The following is a 23,192-nucleotide window of genomic DNA, read 5'->3' as shown; positions in this document are numbered from 1 at the left end:
GCGCGCGCGGGCGGGCGCGCGGGCCCCCCCCCCGCGCCCCCCCCCCCCCCTCCTGGTCCTCGTCGTCCGTCAGTTCGCCGCCGTGCCGACCGGCGGGGTCTCCGCCGGCGCGGGGGCGTTCGGCAGGCCGGAGTTCATGACCTTGGCGAGCAGCGCGGAGACGCTGAGGTTCTGCACGTCGGCGCTGGAGAGGGAGCCGAGCACCTTCGTCAGGTCCTCGGTGAAGGACCCGTCCCCGTTCAGCCAGGGTCCGGCCAGCGTCCGGGCCGTGGAGGAGTGGTCCACGAAGCCGTCGACGGACCTGCCGAGCGCGACGGACCGCACGAGCCGGTCGAGGAAGACGGACTCGCCGCCGACGATGCTGATGTCCGCGTTCTCCAGGCCGGTGGCGAGGACGGTGGCCTGTGCCTCGGCGACCTGGCGCTGGACGTCGAGTCCGGCGAGCCGGATGTCCTTCTCGGCCTCCAGACGGAGCCGGTACTCCTCGTGGGCGCGGGACGCCTCGTCGAAGGCGGCGACGGCGACGGCCTTCTGGTTCAGGCCCTCGGCCTCCGCCTTGAGCTTCTCGCCGATCGCGGTGGCCTCGGCGAGCGCCTTGGCGCGCAGGCCCTCGGCCTCGGCGCGCAGCCGGGCCTCGGTGGCCTCCGCCTCGGCGCGGCCGGCCTTCTCGACGGCGTCGGCCTCCCGCTCGCGGACCTGCGCGGCGGCCAGCCCTTCGGCGGCGGCCTCGGCCTGCGTGCCCTCGGCGAGCCGGATCCTGGCGCGGGCGTCCAGGTCGGCGGCCTTGTGCCGGGCCTCGGCGAGGGTGAGTTCCTCCGCCGCCCGGTGCACGGCGGACTGTTCGGCGGCCTCGGCGGCCTTGATGTCCTTGACCAGCCTCTCCTGCGCCTCGGCCTCGGCGGCGATGACGAGGGCCTGCCGCTCCCGCTCGGCCTCCTCGACCGTGCGCAGCCGCTTGATCGACTCCTCCTGCTCGGCGACCGTGCGGTCCACCGCGACCCGCTCGCGGATCACCTCGGCGATCTCCCGCCGCTCGGCCTCGACCTCCTTCTCGGCGGCGATCCGCGTCAGTTCGGTCTCCCGGTCCCGCGCGATGACCTCCAGGAGCCGGTCCTTCTCGATCCGCTCGTTCTCGACGGCGATGACCCGCTCGCGGTTCTTCTGCGCGACCGCGACCTCGCGGGCCTGGTTCTCCCGCTGGATGCCGAGCTGCTCCTCGGTCCGCAGGAAGGCGCTCTGGGCGCGCAGCCGCTCCTCCTCGACGATCTTCGCGGTCTCGGCCTCCTCGCGGGCCCGCACCGTCTCGATCTCGCGGCGCTGTCTGATCTCGGCGTCCGCCTGGCGGCGCTCCAGCTCCAGGATGGCCTCGCGGGCGTCGACGTTCTGCCGGGTCAGCTCCTTCTGCTCGTGCTGCCTCAGCTCGTTGGTGCGGACGTTCTCGGCGGCGGTCAGTTCGGTGATCTTGCGGATGCCCTGGGCGTCGAGGATGTTCCCGGCGTCGAGGTGGGTCAGCGGGGTCTGCTCCAGGTGGTCGATGGCGGCGTCCTCCAGGCTGTAGCCGTTGAGGTCGATGCCGATCAACTCGATGATGCGGAAGCGGAGTTCCTCGCGCTTGGTGTAGAGGTCGGTGAAGTCCATCTGCTTGCCGACGGACTTCAGGGCCTCGGAGAACTTGGCGTTGAAGAGTTCCTGGAGGGTGGTCTGGTCGCTGGCGCGGGCGGTGCCGATCGCCTGGGCGACCTTGACGACGTCCTCGACGGTCTTGTTGACGCGGACGAAGAACGAGATCCGGATGTCGGCCCGGATGTTGTCCCGGCAGATCAGGCCGTCCCGGCCGGTCCGCGAGATCTCGATGGTCTTCACCGAGATGTCCATCACCTCGGCCTTGTGGAGCACGGGCAGGACCACCTGCCCGGTGAAGGTCACGTCGACCTTCCGCATCCTGGAGACGATCAGCGCCTTGCCCTGTTCCACCTTCCGGAACAGCCGGCCGACCACGAACAGCGCCGCCACGGTGGCGAGCAGGACGACGGCGACGAGCACGCCGACGCCCGAGGTGATGGCATCCATGAGAGAGAACCCCGTGTCGATCGAAGGGAGAGGACGGCTCCGCGTCGCCGTTCAGGCGGTGCGCGAGGCATCCGGTTCGGGCACGGCGCCCCGCGCCGGACCGGACGAGGCCCGCCGCCGACGGCCGGCCAGGTACGTGGTCAGCCGCCGGGCCGCGAGCAGTGCGCCCGCGAGCACGGCGACGGAGAGCGGCAGGCGCCACGCGCCGGACAGCCCGGACCGGCCGAGCAGCACCATGCCGCCGACGTCGAGCACCCAGCCGGTGGCCACGAAGACGGACGCGGCGGTGGCGACGGGCATGTCGCCGAGCACCGGCGCGCCCCGCTCCGCGTCGGCGTCGAAGGTGTCCGCAGCGACCACGCGGCAGAGCACCAGCACCCGGAAGCCGATCACGGCGGCGAGCGCCGCGGTCAGCACGAGCGCGGGGAATCCGAAGGCCGCGTCCATGAGTTCGCCCATGTCCGCCCCCCGTCGGTGTTTCCGTACCCCGGCACCGGCGGCGCGCGCCGCGCCGCCGCCGGGGCCATTCTGGAGGGAACCGGCGGACGGCCGCATTGCCGGAGTACGGCAGTCTTGACGACTTCTTGATGCCGGGGCCCGACCGCCCGGCGTGCTCAGAACTGCTTGGCGGGCCAGCCGAGGAGGCGGGCACCGATCACCGCGGTCTGCAGGGTGTAGCGGCTCGCCGGGTCGGCCGGGTCGGTGCCGGTGAGCCGGTGGATGCGCTCCAGGCGGTAGGTCACCGCCCGGACGGACAGGTTCAGGTCCTGGGCCGTCCTCGTGGTGACGCACCCGCTGTCGAAGTAGGCGGTCAGGGTGTCCAGGAGCGGTTCCGCCCCGCCGCGCGACGACCGCAGGGGTTCCAGGGTGCTGCGCACCAGGTCCTCCATGGCCTGCCGGTCGCGGGTGAGGACCGGGTAGACGAGGAGGTCGACGGCGTGCAGGACGGGCGCGTCGAGGCCGAGGCGGTCGGCGAGGTCGAGGGCGCCGAGCGCCTCCTCGTAGGAGTGGGCGACACCGCGCGGCCCGGGCTGCGGCCGGCCGATCGCCGTCTGGCCGCCGCCGGTGGCGGCGAACGCCTGCTTGGCGAAGGCGGAGAGGACCTCGCCCTGGTCGCCGGGGGCGACGCAGACCATCCGGCCGCCCTTCGTGGTGAGCAGGATGTGCCGGTCGCCGAACCTCCCTATCAGGGCCCGTTCCACCTGCTGCGGGACGGAGTCCGCCTCGGTGTACGCACGGGGGCCCCGGGCGACGGCGACCGCGTGCGCCTGGGACAGGCGCAGCCCGAACCGCTCGGCCCGCTCGGCCGTCCGGCCCAGGTCGCTGCGCCCGTACAGCAGGTCGTCGATGAACTCGCGGCGTTCGGCCTCCTCCTGCCGGACGGCGAGCCGCTGGGCCCGTTCGAACCCCGAGGAGAAGGCGTCGACGGACTGCTCGACGGCGGTGAGCAGGTCCAGGGCCGTCCGGCGCGTCAGGGACTGTTCGGGCCAGGCGGACCGCACCGCGCTCAGGTGGCCGCCGACCAGGTCCCGCAGGGAGTGCCCCGCGCGGGCCGCCGCCTCGCCCGACTCCCGGCGGCTCTCGATCTCGCGCCTGGTCAGGCGCCTGCCGGTGGCCACGACGTCCGCGAACAGCGACGCGTATCCGTGGGTGTAGTCGTCCGTCATCTCCCCGCCCCGCTCCGATACGCGATCCTAACGCCGGGGCGTTCGACGACCCCGAGGCCCTGTACCGGTTGTCGGACCCGCGTGCTTAGCTGGACGCATGATCGAATCCTTCCTTGAGCACGTCCTCGACGGCGGTACGACCGAGGTGGAGGAAGCGGTCCGCAAGGCGGCCGCGGCGGAGATCATGCCGCGCTTCCGACAGCTCGCCGACCACGAGATCAGCGAGAAGAAGGGGCCCTACGACCTGGTGACGGTCGCCGACCGGGCCGCCGAGGAGCACCTCACGCGGGCGCTGACGGCCCTGCTGCCGGGCTCCGTCGTGGTCGGCGAGGAGGCCGTGCACGCCGACCCGGAGCTGTACGGCGCGCTGCGCGGCGACGCGCCCGTGTGGATCGTCGACCCGGTCGACGGCACCCGCCAGTTCGTCCACGGCGACCCCGGCTTCTGCACCCTGGTGGCCCTCGCCCGGCACGGCGAGATCCTCGCCTCCTGGACGTACGCGCCCGCCCTCGGCGAGCTGGCCGTCGCCGTGCGGGGGCGCGGCGCGACGCTCGACGGGCGGCCGCTCCGGTCCGGCTCGCCCGCCCCGGGCGCGGTCCTGGAGGTCGCCACCTCGCACCCCGACTACACCACCCCGGACCAGAAGCGCGCCCTGCTCGGCCTGGTCACCGAGGGCGTACGGCCCCGGCCGTGCGGCTCGGCCGGCCTGGAGTACCTGTCCATCGCCCGCGGCACCCTCGACGCGACCGCCTTCAGCTGGGAGCTCGCGTGGGACCACGCGGCCGGGCTGCTGCTGGTCGCCGAGGCGGGCGGCGCGCAGACCACCGTCACCGGCGAGCCGTTCCGGATCACCGGGGGCAATGCGCTGCCGTTCACGGTGGCGCGGGACGCGGCCACCGCCGAACGGATCCGCGCCCTCCTCGCCGGCGCCCCGGCCGAGGACTGACGGATGGTCACCGGGCCCGTACGGCCGCGGAACCGGCCCTTCCCCGACCGGGGCCGCCCCGTCGCCCGGCCGCGGAACCACCCCTTCCCGCACCGGGGCCGCCACCCCGGTCCCGCAGCGGAACCGGCGGCTCCCGAGGGCCCGCCCCGCCGCCCGGGCGCACGGGCCTATCCTGGCCCTGCCGAACCGCCGGCCGACGGGAGGAGTCCGAGGTGACGTCGCTGCTCGATGCCGTCGTCGTGGGGGCGGGACCCAATGGACTGACCGCCGCCGTGGAACTGGCCCGGCGCGGCCGCTCCGTGGCCGTCTTCGAGGCCAAGGAGACCGTCGGCGGCGGAGCCCGTACCGAGGAGCTCACCCTCCCCGGCTTCCGCCACGACCCCTGCTCCGCCGTCCATCCGCTCGGCGCCGGCTCGCCCGTCTTCGGGACCATGCCGCTCGACCGGTACGGCCTGGAATGGCTGCACCCCGAACTGCCCATGGCCCACCCGTGGGACGACGGCACCGCCGCCGTCCTCTCCCGCTCCGTCGCCGAGACCGCCGCCTCCTTCGGACCGCGCGACGCCGGCGCGTACCGCCGGCTCGTCGCCCCCTTCCTCGGCAAGTGGGAGACGCTCTCCCGGGACTTCATGCAGCTGCCGCTGACCGCGCTGCCCCGCGACCCGGTCGGTCTCGCCCGCTTCGGCCTCACCGGACTGCAGCCCTCCAGCTGGCTGCTGCGCCGCTTCCGCGACGAGAAGGCCCGCGGCCTCTTCGCCGGCATGGTCGGGCACGTCATCGCCCCCCTCGACGGCTTCGCCACCTCCGCCGTCGGCCTGGTCTTCGCGCTCGCCGCGCACGCCGTCGGCTGGCCCGTGCCCCGGGGCGGCTCCCAGGCGATCCCGGACGCCCTCACCGCGTACCTCACCGAGCTCGGCGGCACCGTCCACACCGGCTTCGAGGTCAAGCGCCTCGACGACCTGCCGCCCGCCCGCGCCTACCTCTTCGACACCTCGCCCACCGCCCTCGCCCGCATCACCGGCTTCGGCGCCCACCACTATGCCCACTACAGGTACGGCGCCTCCGCCTTCAAGATCGACTACGCCCTCGACGGCCCCGTGCCCTGGACCGCCGAGGCCGCCCGCCGGGCCGGCACCGTCCAGGTCGGACCCACCGCCGGCGAGATCGACACCGCGCTGCGCCAGGCGTCCTCCGGCACCGCCCCCGACGTGCCGTTCCTCATCACCTCCCAGCCCAGCCTGGTCGACCCCAGCCGCGCCCCCGAGGGCCGGCACGTCTTCTGGGCGTACGGGCACGTGCCCAACGGCTGGCGCGGCGACCTCACCGACGCCATCGAGCGGCAGATCGAGCGCTTCGCCCCCGGCTTCCGCGACCGGATCCTCGCCCGCGCCACCGCGGGACCGCCCGAACTCGCCGCGCGCAACGCCAACTACATCGGCGGCGACATCGCCTGCGGCGCCGCCCGCGGCCTCCAGCTCGTGCTGCGCCCCACCCTCTCCCCGTGGCCGTACCGCACCCCCCACCCCTCGGTCTTCCTCTGCTCCGCCGCCACCCCGCCCGGCCCCGGCGTCCACGGCATGTCCGGTCACAACGCCGCCAAGGCCGTCTGGCGCCACCTCAGGAACCTGGACGGCCGCGGAACCTAGACTCGGCGCATGGCGAAGTACATCGACGTGCACCCCGAGAACCCCCAGCCGCGCATCATCGACGGCGTGGCCGACTCGATCCGCAAGGGCGGGCTGATCGCCTACCCCACCGACTCCTGCTACGCCCTCGGCAGCCGCATCGGCAACCACGAGGGCATCCACCGCATCCGGGAGATCCGCCGCCTCGACGACCGGCACCACTTCACCCTCATGTGCGCGGACTTCGCCCAGCTCGGCCAGCTCGTGCACATCGACAACCGGGTCTTCCGCGCCGTCAAGGCCGCCGTCCCCGGCGCGTACACCTTCATCCTGCCCGGCACCAAGGAGGTGCCCCGCCAGCTCCTCCACCCCAAGAAGAAGACCGTCGGGGTCCGCATCCCCGACCACGTCGTCACCCAGGCCCTGCTCGCCTCGCTCGGCGAACCCCTGCTCTCCAGCACCCTCCTGCTGCCCGACGAGGAGGAGCCGCTGACCCAGGGCTGGGAGATCAAGGAGCGGCTCGACCACCAGGTCGACGCCGTCCTCGACTCCGGCGACTGCGGCACCGTCCCCACCACCGTCGTCGACTTCTCCAGCGGCGACCCCGAGATCGTCCGCGTCGGCGCCGGGGACCCCACCCGCTTCGAGTGAGCGGGCCCCGGGCGGTCGAGGCCCGGTGATCGAAAAGGGCCACGCCGCGTCAGGTGGCCCTTACGGGTCCGTACGCGATCACCGTACGGTCGGCCGGGCGAACCACCGTTCACCCCGACCGCCGGAGGCCACCGCGTGATCGTCATCGCCCATGTCAGCGACATCCACATCGACACGGAGGAGCGCGCCACCGCGCGCACCCGCGCCGTCCTGCGCCACCTGGAGGAGCTGCCGTACGACCTCGCGGCCGTCCTCGTCTCCGGCGACATCGCCGACCACGGCGCCCCCGCCGAGTACGACCGCGCCCGCGACCTCCTCGCCGGCCGCCACCCGCTGGTCGTCTGCCCCGGCAACCACGACGACCGCGCGGCCTTCCGGGCCGGCCTCGGGCCGCTGCTCCACGAGGACGGCGACCCGGCCCCGGCCGCCCCCGTCGACCAGGTGCTGCGCGGCGACGGCTTCGTCCTCGCCGTCTGCGACTCCTCGATCCCCGGCAAGCACGACGGGCACCTGGAGGACGGCACCCTGGAGTGGCTGGACCGGGTCCTCACCGACACCCCGCGCGACACCCCCGTCCTCGTCGCCTTCCACCACCCGCCGGTGCCGCTGCACACCCCGTACGTGGACGAGATCCGCCAGTTCGGCGAGGACCGGCTCGCCGCGCTCGCCGACCGCCACCCGCACCTCACCGCCTTCCTCGCCGGCCACGCCCACACCGCCGCCGCCACCACCTTCGCCGGCCGCCCCCTGCTCGTCGCCCCCGGCACCGTCTCCACGATCCGGCTGCCCTGGGAGCACCCGGGCCCGGACAGCCCGCACGTCCACCTGGACACCCCGCCCGGGGTCGCCTTCCACGTCCTCGGCGACGACGGACGGCTCACCACCCACTACCGGACGGTCGACGTCCCCGCCTGAACGTCCATGTCGCTTTTCTGCCAGCCGGGTGCCCGCGGATCCCCGATCCTGGATCCATGCACACCGAGACCGAGCGCTGCGTGAGGGCCGTCCAGTCCAAGGACGCCCGCTTCGACGGCGTCTTCTTCACCGCCGTCCGCACCACTCGGATCTACTGCCGGCCGAGCTGTCCCGCGGTCCCGCCCAAGCCCGAGAACATGGAGTTCCACCCCAGCGCCGCCGCCTGCCAGCGGGCCGGCTTCCGGGCCTGCAAGCGGTGCCGCCCCGACACCAGCCCCGGCTCCCCGGAGTGGAACGTGCGCGCCGACGCCGTCGCCCGCGCCGTGCGGCTCATCCAGGACGGGGTGGTGGACCGGGAGGGCGTGCCGGGGCTCGCCCGGCGGCTCGGCTGGTCCACCCGGCAGATCGAGCGCCAGCTCCTCGCCGAGCTGGGCGCGGGCCCGCTCGCCCTGGCCCGCGCCCAGCGCGCGCAGACCGCCCGCACCCTCGTCGAGACCACCGCGCTGCCCTTCGGCGAGATCGCCTTCGCCGCCGGCTTCTCCTCCATCCGCTCCTTCAACGACACCGTCCGCCAGGTCTTCGCCCTCACCCCCGGCGAACTGCGGGCCCGCGCCGCCCGGCCGGCCGCCCCGCACACCCCCGGCGTGATCAGCCTCCGGCTGCCCTTCCGGGCCCCGCTCGAACCGTCCAACCTCTTCGGCCACCTCGCCGCCACCGCCGTCCCCGGGGTCGAGGAGTGGCGCGACGGCGCCTACCGGCGCACCCTGGCCCTCCCGTACGGCCACGGCATCGTCGCCCTCGCGCCGCGCCCCGACCACATCGCCTGCCGGCTCTCGCTGACCGACCCCCGCGACCTCACCCACGCCATCAGCCGCTGCCGCCGCCTCCTCGACCTCGACGCCGACCCCGTCGCCGTCGACGACCGGCTCCGCGCCGACCCGCTGCTCGCGCCGCTCGTCGACAAGGCGCCGGGACGGCGGGTCCCGGGCACCGTCGACCCGGCCGAGTTCGCCGTCCGGGCCGTCCTCGGCCAGCAGGTCTCCACGGCCGCCGCCCGCACCCACGCGGCCCGGCTCGTCACCGCGCACGGCGTCCCCGTCGACGACCCCGAGGGCGGCCTCACCCACCTCTTCCCGACCCCCGAGGCGCTCTCCGGGATCGACCCCGAGACCCTGGCCCTGCCCCGCAGCCGGCGCGCCACCCTGCTCACCCTGGTCCGGGCCCTCGCCGACGGCGAGCTGGCCCTCGGCCCCGACACGGACCGCGCCGAGACCCGCGCCCGGCTGCTCGCCCTGCCCGGCTTCGGCCCCTGGACCACCGAGGTCATCGCCATGCGGGCGCTCGGCGACCCCGACGCCTTCCTCCCCGGCGACCTCGGCGTCCGCCGCGCCGCCGAGGGCCTGGGCCTGCCCGGCAGCCCCGCCGCGCTCACCGCCCGCTCCGCCCACTGGGCGCCCTGGCGCGCCTACGCCGTCCAGTACCTGTGGGCGACCGACTCCCACCCGATCAACCACCTCCCCGCGTAAGGAAGTCCCCATGCCCCGCACCGTCGTGCACACGGTCGTGGACAGCCCCTACGAGCCGCTGACCCTGGTGGCCGTCGACGGCGTCCTCAGCCGCGTCCACATGACCGGCCAGCGCCACCGCCCGCCCGAGGAGACCTTCGGCGAGCCCGACCCGCGCCCCTTCGGCGAGGCGATCCGCCAGCTCGACGCCTACTTCGCGGGCGAGCTCACCGACTTCGACCTGCCGCTCCACCTGGAGGGCACGCCGTTCCAGCTGCGCGTCTGGGAGCAGCTCCGGCTCATCCCGTACGGGGAGACCCGCACGTACGGCGAACTCGCCGAGGCCCTCGGCAACCCGGGCGCCTCCCGCGCGGTCGGCCTCGCCAACGGCAAGAACCCGGTCAGCGTCATCGTCCCCTGCCACCGCGTCATCGGCTCCGGCGGCAGCCTCACCGGCTACGGCGGCGGCCTGGACCGCAAGCAGCGGCTGCTCGCCTTCGAGTCCGGCGACGGCCCGGACGTCCTCTTCTAGCGGAGGCGGTCGAGCAGGGCCGGCAGTGCGGTGCCGATCGGTTCGCGCAGGACCTCGGCGGCGAGCGGGTCGTACGGGGTCGGCTCGGCGTTCACGATGATCAGCCGGGCCCCGTGCTCGGCCGCGATCCCGGCCAGCGAGGCGGCCGGCTGCACCTGGAGGCTCGTCCCGACCGCGATGAACACCTCGGCCGCCTTGGCGACCGACATCGCGTGGCCGAGCACCACCGGGTCGAGCCGCTGCCCGAACATCACCGTCGCCGGCTTCAGGATCCCGCCGCAGGCCCGGCACACCGGATCGGGCTCGCCCGCCTCCAGGCGCTCCAGCGCCTCCGCCATCGGCGAGCGGGCGTGGCACGCGGTGCACACCACCGACCGCACGGTGCCGTGCAGTTCGAAGACCTTCCGGTCCGGCAGCCCGGCCGCCTGGTGCAGCCCGTCCACGTTCTGCGTGATCACCCGCAGCGCGTGCCCGGTCCGCTCGAACGCGGCGATCGCCCGGTGCGCCGCGTTCGGCTCCGCCGTCAGCACGGGCGCGTCGCGGCGCATCAGCCAGGAGCGGCGGCGGACCTCGGGGTCGGCCATGTACGGCCCGTAGGTGACGAGCCGTTCGGCCTCCGGGTCCCGCCGCCACAGCCCGTTCGGCCCCCGGTAGTCCGGGATGCCCGAGTCCGTGGAGATACCGGCACCGCTGAGGATCGCGACCATCGTCATGGCGGGAGGGTAGGCGTGCCCGACCCGCTCCCGCGACCGGGTTTCCCGGTGCTAGGTTCCGCTCATGGCCAAGGTGAACATCGCGCTCGACGCGGAACTCGTCGTGGAAGTCATGGTCCTGGCGGGCGTCGGCAGCCCGCAGGACGCCGTGGAGGCGGTCGTCCGCGACTACATCGCGCGCGGCCACCGCACCGAGGCCAGGACCGCCACCCGCGACGAGGCGAACCGCACGGGCGAGATGCTGCCGCCCGAACCCCCGCAGGGATGACGGCGGCGGATCCCGACCGGCGCGCGCGGCTGGTCGCCGGCGGCTGCTTCGGCGTCGTCGTCGGCGGGCTCGTGTCGGCGGTCGTCGCGATGCTGCTGATGTCCGTGGCGATCACGGCCTTCTTCGACCGCGACGGCCGCGACGCGAAACCCGTGCCCATGCCGTCGAGATGACGAGGCGTCAGCCTGCGGCGGGCAGCCCGTTCTCCAGCTCCACCGGGCCGTGCCCGCCGGCCAGCACGTCCAGCGCGGCCAGCACCCGCAGGCCCAGGCTGCCCGGCAGGTGCGCCGTCACCTCGGAGCGCTCGATCAGCTTCCAGGAGAGCAACTCCTCCTCCTGGAGCCGGATCTCCGCGAACCGCTCCTCGGACAGCACCCCGCCGTCGTACACGTACGCCACGATCGGCGGCCGGAGCGCGCTCTGCACCCAGTCCACCGTGAGCAGCGGCCCCAGCGGCACGTCCAGGCCGATCTCCTCGGCGGTCTCCCGGCGGGCCGCCTGCCGGGGCGTCTCGCCCGTGTCGGACTCGATCGTGCCGCCGGGCAGGGCCCAGCCCTCGCGGTAGTTGGGCTCCACGACGAGGACCCGGCCCCGGGCGTCCCGGAAGAGCGCGGCGGCACCGGCGAGGACGCGGGGGAGGCCGGCGATGTACGTGGCGTAATCGGTGACAGTCACGGCGCCAGCGTAGCCAGCCGCAGCGTCCGCGCGGCGAGTTGGCGGATGCTCGCCCCGTCGAAGCCGTACACCGCGCTGCGCACCCGGTCGCGCAGCGGCGCCGACCACTGCGGCGGGATGGCCGCCGCCCCGCACAGCACCCCGGCCACCGATCCGGCCGTCGCCCCGTTGGAGTCCGTGTCCAGGCCGCCGCGCACGGTCAGCGCGATCGTCCGGGTGAAGTCGCCCCCACCGTGGAGGAGCCCGGCGGTCAGCACCGCCGCGTTGGGCACCACGTGGATCCAGCCGAGGCCGGCCGTGCGCGCCGCCATCTCGTCGAGCGTCCGCGACCAGTCGAGCCCCGCCTCGTACAGCGCGATCGTCTCCCGCACGGTGCGGGCCAGCCGGCAGCCCGGCGGCACCACCTCCAGGGCCGTGACCAGGGCGGAGCGGGCGTCGGGCGCGGTGAAGGCGGCGGCGACCAGGGCGGCCGCCCACATCGCCCCGTACACCCCGTTCCCGGTGTGCGAGACCACCGCGTCCCGGCGGGCCAGGCCGGCCGCCCGGCGCGGGTCGCCGGGGCTCGTCCAGCCGTGGACGTCCGCCCTGATCAGCGCCCCGATCCACTCCTGGTGGGGGTTGTCGTAGGTGGCGCTCAGCGGTGGCCGCAGCCCGTTGGCGAGGTTCCGGTACGCGGCCCGCTCGGCGGTGTACGTCTGGAGGTACGGCAGCCGCAGCAGCCACAGCCCGCCCACCTGCTCGGTGGTGAAGCCGAAGCCGTACGTCTCCAGGAGGTGCAGCCCGAGCAGGGTGTAGTCGACGTCGTCGTCCCGGCAGCTCTCCCGGATCCCGCCGCGCACGCACGCGGGCCACTCGGGCCGCAGCTCGAAGCCCTCCGCGCCGGCCGCCGGCGGGGGCGGCAGATAGTCGGTGAGCGGCAGTGCGCCGGTGAGCCGCAGATAGGCGTCGATCCGCTCGCGCGTCCAGTGCTCGCCCTGCTCGACCGGCTTGCCGAGCATGTTCCCGGCGATCCGGCCGGTCCAGCCGCCGAGGATCCGGTCGGCGAGGTCCGGCCCCGCGGGTGCCGTGCCGCCCGTCACGCCCCTCCCTCCCGCGGCGGTTCGCCGCCCTCCGCGTCGGCGCGGGAGCGGGCCGCGCGGTGCAGCCGGTGGTGCCGGGTGCCGCCGCCCTGCTCGGTCATCGCCTCGCCGACCAGGGTCCGCACCGCGTCCCGCAGCCCGTGCAGGGCGTGGTGCCGGGCCGGGCCCGCGCCCGGGTCCTCGCGCAGCTCCCTGACCAGCGCCCAGCACAGCACCAGCATGACCACCACGAACGGCAGCGCCACCAGGATCGTCGCCGTCTGGAGCGAGTTCAGGCCGCCCGCCACCAGCAGCACCGCCGCGACGGCCGCCATCAGCACGCCCCAGGTCACCACCAGCCAGGTCGGCGGGTGCAGCGAGCCCCGGCTGGTCAGCGAGCCCATGACCAGGGACGCCGAGTCGGCGCTGGTCACGAAGTACGTCATCACCAGGAGCATCGCGACGACCGAGGTGACCGTGCCGAGCGGCAGCGCCTCCAGCATCGCGAAGAGCGACGCCTCCGCCCCGTCCTTCACGGCGGTCGCCAGATCGGCCTCGCCCGTGGACTCCAGACGGATCGCCGTGCCGCCCATCACGCAGAACCAGACCACCGTCGCCCCCGACGGCACGAGCAGCACGCCCACCAGGAACTCGCGGATCGTCCGGCCGCGCGAGATGCGGGCGATGAAGGTGCCGACGAACGGCGCCCAGGACAGCCACCACGCCCAGTAGAAGATCGTCCAGGCGCCCAGCCACTCACGGTCCGTGAAGGCGCCGGTGCGGCTCGCCATCGGCAGCAGCTCGTGCAGGTAGCCGCCGACCGAGGCCGGGACGGTGTCCAGGATGTAGACCGTCGGGCCGAGCAGGAAGACGAAGAGCGCCAGGCAGGCGGCGAGCACGATGTTCAGCGTCGACAGCCACTTCACGCCCTTGTGCAGGCCCGAGAAGGCCGACAGGACGAACGCCGCCGACAGCGACGCGATGATGACCAGCTGGGTGGCCGTCGAGTCCTCGACGCCCATCGTGAGGTCGAGGCCCTCGGAGACCTGCAGCGCGCCCAGGCCCAGGCTCGTCGCCGTGCCGAAGACGGTCGCGAAGACGGCGAGCAGGTCGATCGCCCTGCCCTGCCAGGACGCGGCCCGGCGGGCGCCGAGCAGCGGGACGAAGGCGCTGCTCAGCCGGTTGCCGCGGCCCTTGCGGAAGCCCGCGTACGCCAGCGCCAGGCCGGCGATGCCGTAGATCGCCCACGGGGTCAGCGTCCAGTGGAAGAAGGAGTACTCCATCGCCGTCCGGGCCGCCGCGCCCGTCCCGGCCGGACCGCCGCCCGGCGGCGGGTCCAGGAAGTGCTGCAGCGGTTCGCCGACGCCGTAGAACATCAGGCCGATGCCCATGCCGGCGCTGAACATCATCGCGATCCACGCCAGGTTGGTGAACTCCGGCTCCGAGTCGTCCGCGCCCAGCCGGATCCGGCCGAAGCGGCTCAGCGCGAGCACCACGCACAGCACCAGGAAGGCGTCCGCGGCGACCACGAACAGCCATGCGAAGTTGTTCAGCACCCAGGAGAGGGCGGCGGAGGAGGCGCTGTCGAAGGAGTCCTCGCCGAGCGCCGCCCAGCCGACCACCCCCACGACGGCCGCCACGCCGATCCCGATGACCTGCGCGTCGGGCGCGTGCCGTTCCGGTACGTGATCCGGGGACGGCCGCTCGTTCATATCCGTGCTCATGTGAGCCCACTATGGTCGGACATTTCCCTTCATCCGGGGGTGGCACGCCGTCCGGCCGTGCGGATAGGGTCGGCCCTGGCGCGACTGCCTGTTCGAAAGCAAGGGATGCAAGGTGACGGACGGAGCAGCAACTCAGGTCGCTCACGTGCTGGTGGCGGCCGACAAGTTCAAGGGCTCGCTCACGGCCGTACAGGTCGCGGAGCGGGTCACGGCGGGACTCCGGAAGGTCGTCCCCGGCCTCTCGGTCGAGGCCCTGCCCGTCGCCGACGGCGGCGACGGCACGGTCGCGGCGGCCGTCGCGGCCGGTTTCGAGCGGCGTGAGGTACGGGTCACGGGACCGGTCGGCGACCCCGTCACCGCCGCGTTCGCGCTGCGCGGCACCACCGCCGTCGTCGAGATGGCGGAGGCATCCGGCCTCCAGCTCCTCCCGGCCGGCACGTTCGCGCCGCTGACCGCGACGACGTACGGCTCCGGCGAGCTGCTGCGGGCCGCGCTCGACGCGGGCGCGACCACGATCGTCTTCGGCGTCGGCGGCAGCGCCACCACCGACGGCGGCGCCGGCATGCTCGCCGCGCTCGGCGCCCGCTTCCTCGACGCGGCCGGCGAGCCCGTCGGCCCCGGCGGCGCGGCCCTCGCGGAGCTGGCCTCCGCCGACCTGACCGCCCTCGACCCGCGCTTCGACGCCGTCGAGTTCATCCTCGCCAGCGACGTCGACAACCCGCTGACCGGCCCCAAGGGCGCCCCCGCCGTCTACGGCCCGCAGAAGGGCGCCACGCCCGAGGACGTCGAGACCCTCGACGCGGCCCTCGCCCACTACGCGCAGGTCCTGGAGCGGGCGATCGGCCCCAAGGCCACCGAACTCGCCGCCTCGCCCGGCGCGGGCGGCGCCGGCGGCATCGGCTACGGCGCCCTCCTCCTCGGCGCGAGCTTCCGCCCCGGCATCGAGCTGATGCTGGAGGTCCTCGGCTTCGCCCCCGCCCTGGAGCGCGCGACCCTCGTCATCACCGGCGAGGGCTCGCTCGACGCGCAGACCCTGCACGGCAAGGCCCCCGCGGGCGTCGCGGCGGCGGCCCGCGCGGCCGGCAAGGAGGTCGTCGCCGTCTGCGGCCGCCTCGCCCTCCCGCCCGAGACCCTGGGCGCCGCCGGCATCCGCCGCGCCTACCCCCTCTCCGCCCTGGAGCCGGACCCGGCCAAGTCCATCCCGAACGCGGGCCCCCTCCTGGAGGAAGTCGCCTCCCACATCGCGCGGGACTTCCTGGCGTAGCGGGTACGGGCCGGGCGTCCCGTGACGCCCGGCCCGCGCGGCCGTCAGCCCGCGTCGACCGTCCGGTCCGGAGCGCCGGTCGACGGATCCAGCGTGATCCGCGTCGTCCCGTCGTCGCCGGTGACCAGGAGGGCGTCCGGGCCGTCCCACGCGACCGCGAGGAAGCCCGATCGCTCGCCGTACGTGGCCACCGGATGGCTCCGCGCGGTGAGACCCGACCCGGACACGACCGTCACCCGCCACAGGGGGTCGATGATCGCGACACCCGTCTCCACCGTCACGTACCGCTCCACACCTCCCGGCGCGGGGTGGCGCTGCGACTCCTCCCAGCCGGGGGAGAGCAGGTCGAGGAAGACCAGCCGGAGGAACAGCAGCCCGCCGGCCGCCGCCGCGCACACGCCGGCCACCGGCAGCCACACCGACCGCCGTTCGCTCACCAGCCAGACGCCGGCGCCGAACAGGGCGAACAGGGCGAACCAGTACGGCCAGACGACCCCGAACACGGCGAGCAGCACCACCAGCCGGGTCGACTCCGCCACCTGCCAGCCCAGCGCCTGGACGATCGGGGCCAGCAGCCCGGCCGCGATCAGCACCCCTCCGAGCACCGGCCGCCGTCGTGTCGTACGCGCGTTCGTCATCGTGGTCACGGGGGGATCCTGCCAGGTCAGCGGGGCTCGCGTACGTAGTCGCTGTGGGACCAGGTGCCGTCGGTGCCGACCCGGCTGGAGAGGGTCGCCCGTCCGCCCGACTCGTAGACGTCCATCCCCACGGAATACGGGAAGTTCAGCTCGACCGTACGAGGCTCGTCGGGGATGTCCACCCTCCAGGTCCCCCGGAGCGGCGGCCCGTCGGGTCCGCCGTTCAGCGCGGTGCCGGTCAGCTCCGCCGTATTGTCCTTGCGCAGCGTCAGGCGCCCCTCGCCGCCCTCCTCGGTCCAGACACCCTCGACGTCGGAGCTCTGCAGATAGGGCGGACCGGCCCCGTCGACCAGCACGTAGGCGGCACACCCCGCCATCGCGACGAACAGCACCCCCAAGAGCAGTACCACCCGCAGCGAGCGGGCCCCCTGGGACACGGGCGGTGTGCGCGAGGGCACGGACGGTGAAGGGGACGTCATCCGCTCACCCTGACGCAGTCAGCCGGAACGCGTCCAGTGCCAAGGTCATCTCCGTGAGGTCCCGCGGCCGGGACAGCGACCGGGACGTCAACTGCTCAAGCCGCCGCAGCCGGTTGAAGACCGTGTTGCGGTGGCAGTACAGACGCCCCGCCGCCCGCCCCGCCGAACCCTCGCACTCCAGCCACGCGTCCAGCGTCTCCAGCAGCACCGCCCGGTCCGCCGGGTCCAGTTCGAGGAGGGCGCCGAGGACGTCCGTGACGAGGAGTTCCGCGAGGTCCGGCTGGCCCACGATCAGCGCGCCGGCCATGCGGCGGTCCAGGCGGACGACCTGGCGGGTGCCGGGCGGGCAGGTGCGGAGGGCGAGTTCGGCGAGGCGGCGGGCGCGGCCCAGTTCGGTGAGGCCCGTGACGACCGGGCTGATGCCGCCCGGGCCCGGTGCCCGCCCGTCGAGGAGGTCCGCCAGCGCGTCGAGGTCCGTGCCGTCGGACAGCGCCACCACCCCGATCTCGCAGTCGGCCCGCATCCGCCACAGGAACCGCAGCCCGTCCGCCCGCACCCGGCGGTGGAAGGGCTCCCGCTCCTCCCGCCGGTCCGGCCGCAGCACCACCACCGCGTACCGCCCCTGCTCCGGCAGGTCCAGGCCCGCCGCCGCCCGCGCCACCATCTCCGGCGCCCGCTGGCCCTGCAACAGCGCGTCCAGGAGCGCCTGCAGCTGTTCGTCCGTGCGCCGCCGCAGCTCCGCCTCGGTCGCCCGGTACGCCTCCGAGGCGCGGTCCGCCTGCGCGTCCACCGCCGACCAGACCGTCGTCGCCGACTGCATCAGCGCCGCGAGCTGCGCCGCGTCGGGGCCCGCGCCCTCGATCAGCGCCTCCCACACCAGGTGCCCGGCGTGCCGGTACGCGTGCACCACCAGTTCCAGCGGCAGGCCCTGCTCGGCCCGCCGCCGGCCCAGCAGTTCCGCGTGCTCCAGGTCCCGCCGGGGCGAGTGCCGGGGCGCCGAGATCATCTCGATCCCGATCCGCATCGCCTCCTGCGCCTCCTGCCAGTGCTGGTCGTAGGGCACGATCCGCCCGTAGGCGGGCTCGTATGCGTGCAGCTCCGTCAGATGCTCGTCCACCAGTTCCGGCACCCGCTCCAGAAGCGCCGTGCACGCGCGGGCGAGCACCTTCCAGTCGTCACCGGTCCGCCGTCTGCGCCGTCCCATGCCGGGAGCATCCACCGCCCCGCGCCCCACGGCAACGCCCTGACGCGCAGCGTTGTGCGCATGCACAGCCCTCCGGCGTCCCCGCTGGTCACCGGCAGCGTTTCTCCCGCCGGGCGTGGACGGGCGGTCCACGCGGTGCTGGGGTGAGCGCCACCGAACGGCCGAGTAGCACGCACGAGTAACAACGGCGGCCGGGGAAAGGGGAGTCATGGGAGGTACCGCACCCGCCCTGACGGTGACGGACCTGACGGCGGGATACGGACCGGTGCACGCGCTCAGGCGCGTGTCGCTGACCGTGCCCGCGGGCGCCGTCGTCACCGTCCTCGGCGGCAACGGCGCCGGCAAGTCCACACTGCTGCGGGCGGTCTCGCGCACCCTGCGGTTCCACGGCGGCGCCGTGGTCTCCGGCACGGTCGCCGCGGCCGGCCGGCCGCTCGACGGGCTGCCGCCCGACCGGGTCGTGGCCGCCGGCGTCTGCCAGGTCCCCGAGGGCCGGCAGGTCTTCGCCCGGATGACGGTCGAGGACAACCTGCGGGCCGGCGGGCTCGCCCGGCGCGGCGACCGCGCCGCGAAGGCCGCCGCCCTGCGCCGGGTCCACGAACTCTTCCCCGTCCTCGCCGAGCGCTCCCGGCAGCCCGCCGGGCTGCTCTCCGGCGGCGAACAGCAGATGCTCGCCGTCGGCCGGGCCCTGATGGCCGCCCCCGAACTGCTGCTCCTGGACGAGCCTTCGCTCGGCCTGGCCCCGCTGATGGCGGCCCGGATCGCGGACGCCGTCCGGGAGATCAACGCCCAGGGCACGGCGGTGCTCCTCGTCGAGCAGAACGCGGCGCTCGCCCTGCGGCTCGCCTCCCACGCGTACGTCCTGGAGGTCGGCGAGGTCGCCCTCTCCGGCCCGGCGGCGGAACACGCCGCCACCGACGAGGTCCGCCGCCGCTACCACGGCGTCGACGACGCCGACGCGGCCGAGGACGCCGCCCGCGCCCGGGCCGCCCACCCCGTCCTGTCCCGCTGGGACGAAGCGCCCCGGGTCCCCGCCCGCGGCCCGCGCGGCAAGGAGACCCCCCGATGAGCGAGCGCACCCCGGACGAGCCGGCCGTCCCCGCCCCGCGCACCCCCGCGCCCGGCACCCCGCCCGCCCGCGACGACGTCCCCGGGCTCACCGTCACCGGCCTCACCGTCCGCTTCGCCGGACTCACCGCCCTCGACGGCGTCGACTTCACCGTCCGCCCCGGCACCGTGCACGCCCTCATCGGGCCCAACGGCGCCGGGAAGTCCACCTGCTTCAACGTGCTCTCCGGGGTGTACAGGGCCACCTCCGGCTCGGTACGCCTCGGCGCCCACGAGCTGACCGCTCTGCCCCCGCACCGGATCGCCGCCCTCGGCGTCGGCCGGATCTTCCAGAACCTGGCGCTGCCGCCGCGCGCCACCGTCGAGGACAGCCTGATGCTCGGCCGCCACCGGCTCACCCGCACCGGCTTCCTCGCCGCCGGGCTCCGGCTGCCGTCCGCCGCCCGCGAGGAGGCCCGGCACCGGGCCCGCGTCCGGGAGATCGCCGACTTCGTCGGCCTCGGCGACCAGCTCGCGAAGCCCGCGGGCTCGCTCCCGTACGGACAGCAGAAGCTCGCCGAACTGGCCCGCGCCCTCTGCATGGAGCCCACCCTGCTCCTCCTCGACGAACCGGTCGCCGGCATGACCGCCGACGAGCGGCGCGACACCGCCGCCGTCATCGCCGGCGTCCGCGACGGCCTCGGCATCTCCGTCCTGCTCGTCGAGCACGACATGGGCCTGGTCATGCGGCTCGCCGACTCCGTCACCGTCCTCGAATTCGGCCGCCGCATCGCCGACGGCAGCCCCGCCGACGTACAGAACGACCCGGCGGTCGTCCGCGCCTACCTCGGAGAGGAGACCGCCGCGTGAGCACCTTCGCCGAGTTCCTCATCAACGGGCTCTCCCTGGGCTCCATCTACGCCCTCATCGCCCTCGGCTTCGTCGTCATCTTCCGCGCCACGGAGGTCGTCAACTTCGCCCACGCCTCGCTGCTCCTGGCCGGCGGCTACTTCGTCGCCGTCCTCCACGAACCGCTCGGCTTCTGGCCCGCGCTGGCCGCCGGGACGGCGGGCGCGGCCGTCGTCGGCGCCGCCGTCGAGTTCCTGGTGATGCGCCGCCACCGGGGCGCCGACCACAGCGTCCTCGCCATCGTCACCATCGGCGTCGACATCCTCCTCGCCACCGAGCTGACCCGCCGGATCGGCACCGACATCCTCGCCCTCGGCGACCCGTGGGGCGACGCCGTCGTCACCCTCGGCCCGGTGACGATCGCCGAGACCCGGATCGCCGCCCTGCTCGCCGCCGCCCTCCTCATCACCGCCTTCCTGCTCGCCTTCCGGCACACCTCCTGGGGCGTGGCCATGCGGGCCGCCGCCGAGAGCCAGGAGACCGCCGCGCTGATGGGCGTCCGGCTGGGCCGGGTCTCGCTCGGTGCCTGGGCGGTCGCCGGTGCCCTGGCCGCGGTCGCCGCGCTCTTCCTCACCGTCTTCCCCACCCCCGGCCTGGAACGGGGCACCTCGCTCGCCGCCCTCAAGGCGTTCCCCGCCGCGATCCTCGGCGGCCTCGACTCGACCACCGGCGCGCTCGCCGGCGGACTGATCGTCGGCGTCACCGAGTCCCTCGCCACCGGCTACCAGTCCGACCTGGCCTTCCTCGGCCGGGGGATCGGCGACCTCGCCCCGTACCTGGTGATGGTCGCGGTGCTGCTGATCCGCCCGGCCGGCCTCTTCGGCACGAAGGAGCTCGCCCGTGTCTGAGCGCCGCAGGATCCCCGTCAGGGCGTACGGCTACGCCGCCGCCGGCCTGGTCCTCCTCGCCCTCCCCTTCTACCTGGAGCGGTTCTGGCTCCAGGCCGGGCTGTTCGCCATGGCCGCCGCCATCGGCTCCGTCGGCATCAACCTCCTCACCGGCGCCACCGGCCAGCTCTCCATGGGCCACGCCTTCTTCCTCGCCGTCGGCGCCTACGGCTACTGCGCCCTCGCCGGCGACGGCACCGACGGGCTCGCCGGCCTCGGCCTGCCCGGCTGGCTCGCCGCCGTCCTCGCCGTCGGTCTCGCGGGTCTGGCCGGCGGGGTGTTCAGCCCCATCGCGGGCCGGCTGCACGGCGCGTACCTCGGCATCGCCACCCTCGCGCTGATCTTCATCGGCCAGCACGTCCTGTTCAACGCCCACGGCCTCACCGGTGGTTACAACGGACGGGCCGTCCCTCCGCTGCACCTCTTCGGCCTCACCTTCGACGACACCGAACTCCTCGTCCTCCAGGTACCGTTCGGCTCCGTCGAGAAGCTCTGGTACCTGGGGCTCGCCCTGCTCCTCGGCGGGGTGCTGTTCGCCCGCGGGGTGCTCCGGGGCCGCCCCGGACGGGCCATGAACGCCATCCGCGACCACCGCATCGCCGCCGGCGTCCTGGGCATCCCGGTCGCCCGGCACCGGGCCGCCGTCTTCGTCCTCTCCTCCATGTACGCCGGCCTGGCCGGCGTCCTGCTCGCCCTGGTCTTCCAGCGGACCGTGCCCGAGTACTTCGGCATGGCGCTCTCCCTGGAGTACCTCGCGATGATCGTCATCGGCGGGCTCGGCTCGGTCGCCGGCGCCGTCGCGGGCGGGATCTTCGTCGCCCTCCTCCCGCAGGTGCTCGGCCGGTACGCCGAGGCCCTGCCGCTGGTCTCCGCCCCCGGCACCGGCGGCGTCGCCCCCGGCGAGGCCGCCCGCTACCTGTACGGCGCCGCCGTCGTCGGCACCGTCCTCTTCCTGCCCGGCGGCCTCGCGAGGCTCGTCGCGCGCACCCCGATCCACCGACCCTCAGGGGAGACACGATGAAGCACAGACGACAGGCGGCCGTGCGGGGCCTCGCCGCGGCGCTCGCCACCCTGGTCGCGCTCACCGCCGCCGGCTGCAGCTCCAAGGCGAAGTCCGGCGACGGCAAGGAGACCGGCGCGGGCGGGATCAAGGCCGGCGAGGGCGTCACCGACACCACCATCACGCTCGGCGCGCTCACCGACATGACCGGCGTCTACGCCACCCTCGGCAAGAGCGTCACCCAGGCCCAGCAGCTGTACGTGAAGCAGGTCAACGCCGCCGGCGGCATCTGCGGCCGCACGCTGGAGCTGACCGTCCGCGACCACGGCTACGACCCGCAGAAGGCGCTCGCCGCCTACACCGAACTGGAGCCCAAGGTCGTCGGCTACGCCCAGTTCATCGGCTCCCCGTTCGTCGCCGCCGTCAAGCAGCGCGTCGACGGCCAGGACAAGGGCCTGGTCATGCCCCAGGCGTGGTCGGCCTCGCTGCTCGGCTCCCCGTACATCCGCGTCCTCGGCGCCACCTACGACGTCGAGACGATCAACGCCGTCGACTTCCTCGTCACCGAGAAGGGCCTGAAGTCCGGCGACAGGCTCGGCCACGTCTACTTCGAGGGCGACTACGGCGAGAACGCGCTCAAGGGCTCGAAGTACGCCGCCGAGAAGGCCGGGCTCACCGTCGTCGAGCAGAAGATCAAGCCCACCGACAACGACATGTCGGCACAGGTCGCCGCGCTCAAGCAGGCCGGGGTGAAGGCCGTCCTGGTCAGCGCGGGACCCCGCCAGGCCGCCTCCCTCGTCGGCGTCGCCGCCGCGACCGGCCTGCGCGTCCCCGTCGTCGGCAACAACTCGGCCTTCGCCCCGCAGCTCCTCGGCACCCAGGCCGGACCGGCCCTGGAGAAGATGTACTGGTTCGCCTCCCCGAGCCTCCCCATCGGCGCCGACACCCCGGTCGCGAAGAAGCTCGCCGCCGACTACGCCGCCGCCTACCCGGACGACGGCCTCGACAACGGCGTCGTCGCCGGCTGGACCGCCGCGTCGGCCTTCGGCGAGATCCTGAAGAAGGCGTGCGAGAACGGCGACCTCAGCCGCGAGGGCGTCGCCAAGGCGCTGCTCATCCTCAGCGCCCACGACCCCGGCTTCGGCACGACCCACGACTTCAGCGACCCGAAGGCCCCCTCGTCCCGCGAGTCGGTCATCCTCCAGCCCGACAAGAAGGTCCCCGGCGGGATGCGTACGGTCCGGCAGCCCTTCGTCTCCGAGGCGGCCGAGACCTACACCCCCTGACCGGCCCCGACGCACCCGCGGGGGGGGGGGGGCCCCCACCCCCACACCCAGGGGGGGGGGTGGAACACAAAAAAACACCCACAAACCACCAAAAGACGGGGGGGGGGGGTGGGGTGTGTGAGGGTGGGG

24 protein-coding genes are annotated in these 23,192 nt (G+C 74.5%); 14 read left to right on the top strand and 10 right to left on the bottom strand.

Annotation, left to right across the window (positions count from 1 at the left end; translation table 11 throughout):
- Window positions 1-69: 69 nt before the first annotated feature.
- From ACFW1I_RS32070 to ACFW1I_RS32060, 3 genes are all read right to left on the bottom strand, one after another.
- The gene (locus ACFW1I_RS32070; RefSeq protein WP_384676530.1) at window positions 70-2,070 is read right to left on the bottom strand and encodes an SPFH domain-containing protein; all 2,001 of its coding nucleotides are present in this window, start codon (window positions 2,068-2,070) and stop codon (window positions 70-72) included.
- A 51-nt stretch (window positions 2,071-2,121) separates the two neighbouring features.
- Window positions 2,122-2,529 (bottom strand): hypothetical protein, encoded by a 408-nt coding sequence (locus ACFW1I_RS32065; RefSeq protein WP_384676528.1) that lies wholly within the window; start codon window positions 2,527-2,529, stop codon window positions 2,122-2,124.
- A gap of 155 nt (window positions 2,530-2,684) precedes the next feature.
- Window positions 2,685-3,737 carry a PucR family transcriptional regulator gene (locus tag ACFW1I_RS32060; RefSeq protein WP_384676526.1) on the bottom strand — a complete coding sequence of 351 codons (1,053 nt, stop codon included), beginning with the start codon at window positions 3,735-3,737 and terminating at the stop codon, window positions 2,685-2,687.
- A gap of 97 nt (window positions 3,738-3,834) precedes the next feature.
- Between ACFW1I_RS32060 and ACFW1I_RS32055 the strand changes: the two genes are divergently transcribed.
- From ACFW1I_RS32055 to ACFW1I_RS32030, 6 genes are all read left to right on the top strand, one after another.
- Window positions 3,835-4,683, top strand: coding sequence for an inositol monophosphatase family protein (locus tag ACFW1I_RS32055; RefSeq protein WP_384676524.1), 849 nt, complete (start codon window positions 3,835-3,837; stop codon window positions 4,681-4,683).
- A gap of 212 nt (window positions 4,684-4,895) precedes the next feature.
- The gene (locus ACFW1I_RS32050; RefSeq protein WP_384676522.1) at window positions 4,896-6,329 is read left to right on the top strand and encodes a phytoene desaturase family protein; all 1,434 of its coding nucleotides are present in this window, start codon (window positions 4,896-4,898) and stop codon (window positions 6,327-6,329) included.
- 9 nt (window positions 6,330-6,338) lie between these two features.
- A complete protein-coding gene (locus tag ACFW1I_RS32045) occupies window positions 6,339-6,959 on the top strand; it encodes an L-threonylcarbamoyladenylate synthase (protein WP_384676520.1) in 621 nt (206 codons plus the stop codon).
- Between the two features lie 135 nt (window positions 6,960-7,094).
- Entirely contained in the window at window positions 7,095-7,874 is a 780-nt protein-coding gene (locus ACFW1I_RS32040) for a metallophosphoesterase (protein ID WP_384676518.1), read from the top strand.
- A 56-nt stretch (window positions 7,875-7,930) separates the two neighbouring features.
- Window positions 7,931-9,400 carry an AlkA N-terminal domain-containing protein gene (locus ACFW1I_RS32035; RefSeq protein ID WP_384676516.1) on the top strand — a complete coding sequence of 490 codons (1,470 nt, stop codon included), beginning with the start codon at window positions 7,931-7,933 and terminating at the stop codon, window positions 9,398-9,400.
- 10 nt (window positions 9,401-9,410) lie between these two features.
- A complete protein-coding gene (locus ACFW1I_RS32030) occupies window positions 9,411-9,911 on the top strand; it encodes a methylated-DNA--[protein]-cysteine S-methyltransferase (RefSeq protein WP_384676514.1) in 501 nt (166 codons plus the stop codon).
- On the opposite strand, the gene ACFW1I_RS32025 is transcribed toward ACFW1I_RS32030, so the two are convergent.
- Window positions 9,908-10,624 (bottom strand): NAD-dependent deacetylase, encoded by a 717-nt coding sequence (locus ACFW1I_RS32025; RefSeq protein ID WP_384676512.1) that lies wholly within the window; start codon window positions 10,622-10,624, stop codon window positions 9,908-9,910. The genes ACFW1I_RS32030 and ACFW1I_RS32025 overlap by 4 nt on opposite strands.
- Window positions 10,625-10,688: 64 nt before the next feature.
- Between ACFW1I_RS32025 and ACFW1I_RS32020 the strand changes: the two genes are divergently transcribed.
- Window positions 10,689-10,892 carry a type II toxin-antitoxin system VapB family antitoxin gene (locus tag ACFW1I_RS32020; RefSeq protein WP_030497067.1) on the top strand — a complete coding sequence of 68 codons (204 nt, stop codon included), beginning with the start codon at window positions 10,689-10,691 and terminating at the stop codon, window positions 10,890-10,892.
- Window positions 10,889-11,065, top strand: a complete 177-nt coding sequence (locus tag ACFW1I_RS32015; protein ID WP_384676510.1) for a hypothetical protein — start codon at window positions 10,889-10,891, stop codon at window positions 11,063-11,065. The genes ACFW1I_RS32020 and ACFW1I_RS32015 overlap by 4 nt, the downstream gene beginning before the upstream one ends.
- A gap of 7 nt (window positions 11,066-11,072) precedes the next feature.
- Here ACFW1I_RS32015 and ACFW1I_RS32010 read toward each other — a convergent pair whose 3' ends face one another.
- From ACFW1I_RS32010 to ACFW1I_RS32000, 3 genes are read right to left on the bottom strand one after another with little or no spacing between them, the layout of a single operon-like run.
- Window positions 11,073-11,567, bottom strand: a complete 495-nt coding sequence (locus tag ACFW1I_RS32010) for an NUDIX domain-containing protein (RefSeq protein WP_384676508.1) — start codon at window positions 11,565-11,567, stop codon at window positions 11,073-11,075.
- Window positions 11,564-12,646 (bottom strand): ADP-ribosylglycohydrolase family protein, encoded by a 1,083-nt coding sequence (locus tag ACFW1I_RS32005; protein WP_384676506.1) that lies wholly within the window; start codon window positions 12,644-12,646, stop codon window positions 11,564-11,566. Before ACFW1I_RS32005 ends, ACFW1I_RS32010 begins: the two co-directional genes overlap by 4 nt.
- The gene (locus tag ACFW1I_RS32000; RefSeq protein ID WP_384676504.1) at window positions 12,643-14,349 is read right to left on the bottom strand and encodes a BCCT family transporter; all 1,707 of its coding nucleotides are present in this window, start codon (window positions 14,347-14,349) and stop codon (window positions 12,643-12,645) included. The genes ACFW1I_RS32005 and ACFW1I_RS32000 overlap by 4 nt, the downstream gene beginning before the upstream one ends.
- A gap of 112 nt (window positions 14,350-14,461) precedes the next feature.
- On the opposite strand from ACFW1I_RS32000, the gene ACFW1I_RS31995 reads away from it, so the two are divergent.
- Window positions 14,462-15,613: a glycerate kinase gene (locus ACFW1I_RS31995; protein WP_384676502.1), complete on the top strand. Its 1,152-nt coding sequence runs from the start codon at window positions 14,462-14,464 to the stop codon at window positions 15,611-15,613.
- Between the two features lie 44 nt (window positions 15,614-15,657).
- Here the strand turns inward: ACFW1I_RS31995 and ACFW1I_RS31990 are convergent, their stop codons facing one another.
- From ACFW1I_RS31990 to ACFW1I_RS31980, 3 genes are all read right to left on the bottom strand, one after another.
- A complete protein-coding gene (locus ACFW1I_RS31990; RefSeq protein WP_384676500.1) occupies window positions 15,658-16,260 on the bottom strand; it encodes a hypothetical protein in 603 nt (200 codons plus the stop codon).
- Between the two features lie 17 nt (window positions 16,261-16,277).
- Window positions 16,278-16,661 carry a hypothetical protein gene (locus ACFW1I_RS31985; protein WP_384676498.1) on the bottom strand — a complete coding sequence of 128 codons (384 nt, stop codon included), beginning with the start codon at window positions 16,659-16,661 and terminating at the stop codon, window positions 16,278-16,280.
- Between the two features lie 73 nt (window positions 16,662-16,734).
- On the bottom strand, window positions 16,735-17,934 hold the full coding sequence (locus ACFW1I_RS31980) for a PucR family transcriptional regulator (RefSeq protein WP_384676496.1): 1,200 nt from the start codon (window positions 17,932-17,934) through the stop codon (window positions 16,735-16,737).
- A 208-nt stretch (window positions 17,935-18,142) separates the two neighbouring features.
- Between ACFW1I_RS31980 and ACFW1I_RS31975 the strand changes: the two genes are divergently transcribed.
- From ACFW1I_RS31975 to ACFW1I_RS31955, 5 genes are read left to right on the top strand one after another with little or no spacing between them, the layout of a single operon-like run.
- Window positions 18,143-19,003 carry an ABC transporter ATP-binding protein gene (locus tag ACFW1I_RS31975; RefSeq protein ID WP_384676494.1) on the top strand — a complete coding sequence of 287 codons (861 nt, stop codon included), beginning with the start codon at window positions 18,143-18,145 and terminating at the stop codon, window positions 19,001-19,003.
- The gene (locus ACFW1I_RS31970; protein WP_384676491.1) at window positions 19,000-19,851 is read left to right on the top strand and encodes an ABC transporter ATP-binding protein; all 852 of its coding nucleotides are present in this window, start codon (window positions 19,000-19,002) and stop codon (window positions 19,849-19,851) included. The genes ACFW1I_RS31975 and ACFW1I_RS31970 overlap by 4 nt, the downstream gene beginning before the upstream one ends.
- A complete protein-coding gene (locus tag ACFW1I_RS31965; RefSeq protein WP_384676489.1) occupies window positions 19,848-20,738 on the top strand; it encodes a branched-chain amino acid ABC transporter permease in 891 nt (296 codons plus the stop codon). Before ACFW1I_RS31970 ends, ACFW1I_RS31965 begins: the two co-directional genes overlap by 4 nt.
- A complete protein-coding gene (locus ACFW1I_RS31960) occupies window positions 20,731-21,798 on the top strand; it encodes a branched-chain amino acid ABC transporter permease (protein WP_384676487.1) in 1,068 nt (355 codons plus the stop codon). The genes ACFW1I_RS31965 and ACFW1I_RS31960 overlap by 8 nt, the downstream gene beginning before the upstream one ends.
- Window positions 21,795-23,063, top strand: a complete 1,269-nt coding sequence (locus ACFW1I_RS31955; RefSeq protein WP_384676485.1) for an ABC transporter substrate-binding protein — start codon at window positions 21,795-21,797, stop codon at window positions 23,061-23,063. The genes ACFW1I_RS31960 and ACFW1I_RS31955 overlap by 4 nt, the downstream gene beginning before the upstream one ends.
- The last annotated feature ends 129 nt before the right edge of the window (window positions 23,064-23,192 follow it).

It is taken from the genome of Streptomyces sp. NPDC058955, assembly GCF_042741435.1.
GTDB lineage: Bacteria > Actinomycetota > Actinomycetes > Streptomycetales > Streptomycetaceae > Streptomyces.
This window is presented reverse-complemented; position numbering and strand designations above follow the sequence as displayed.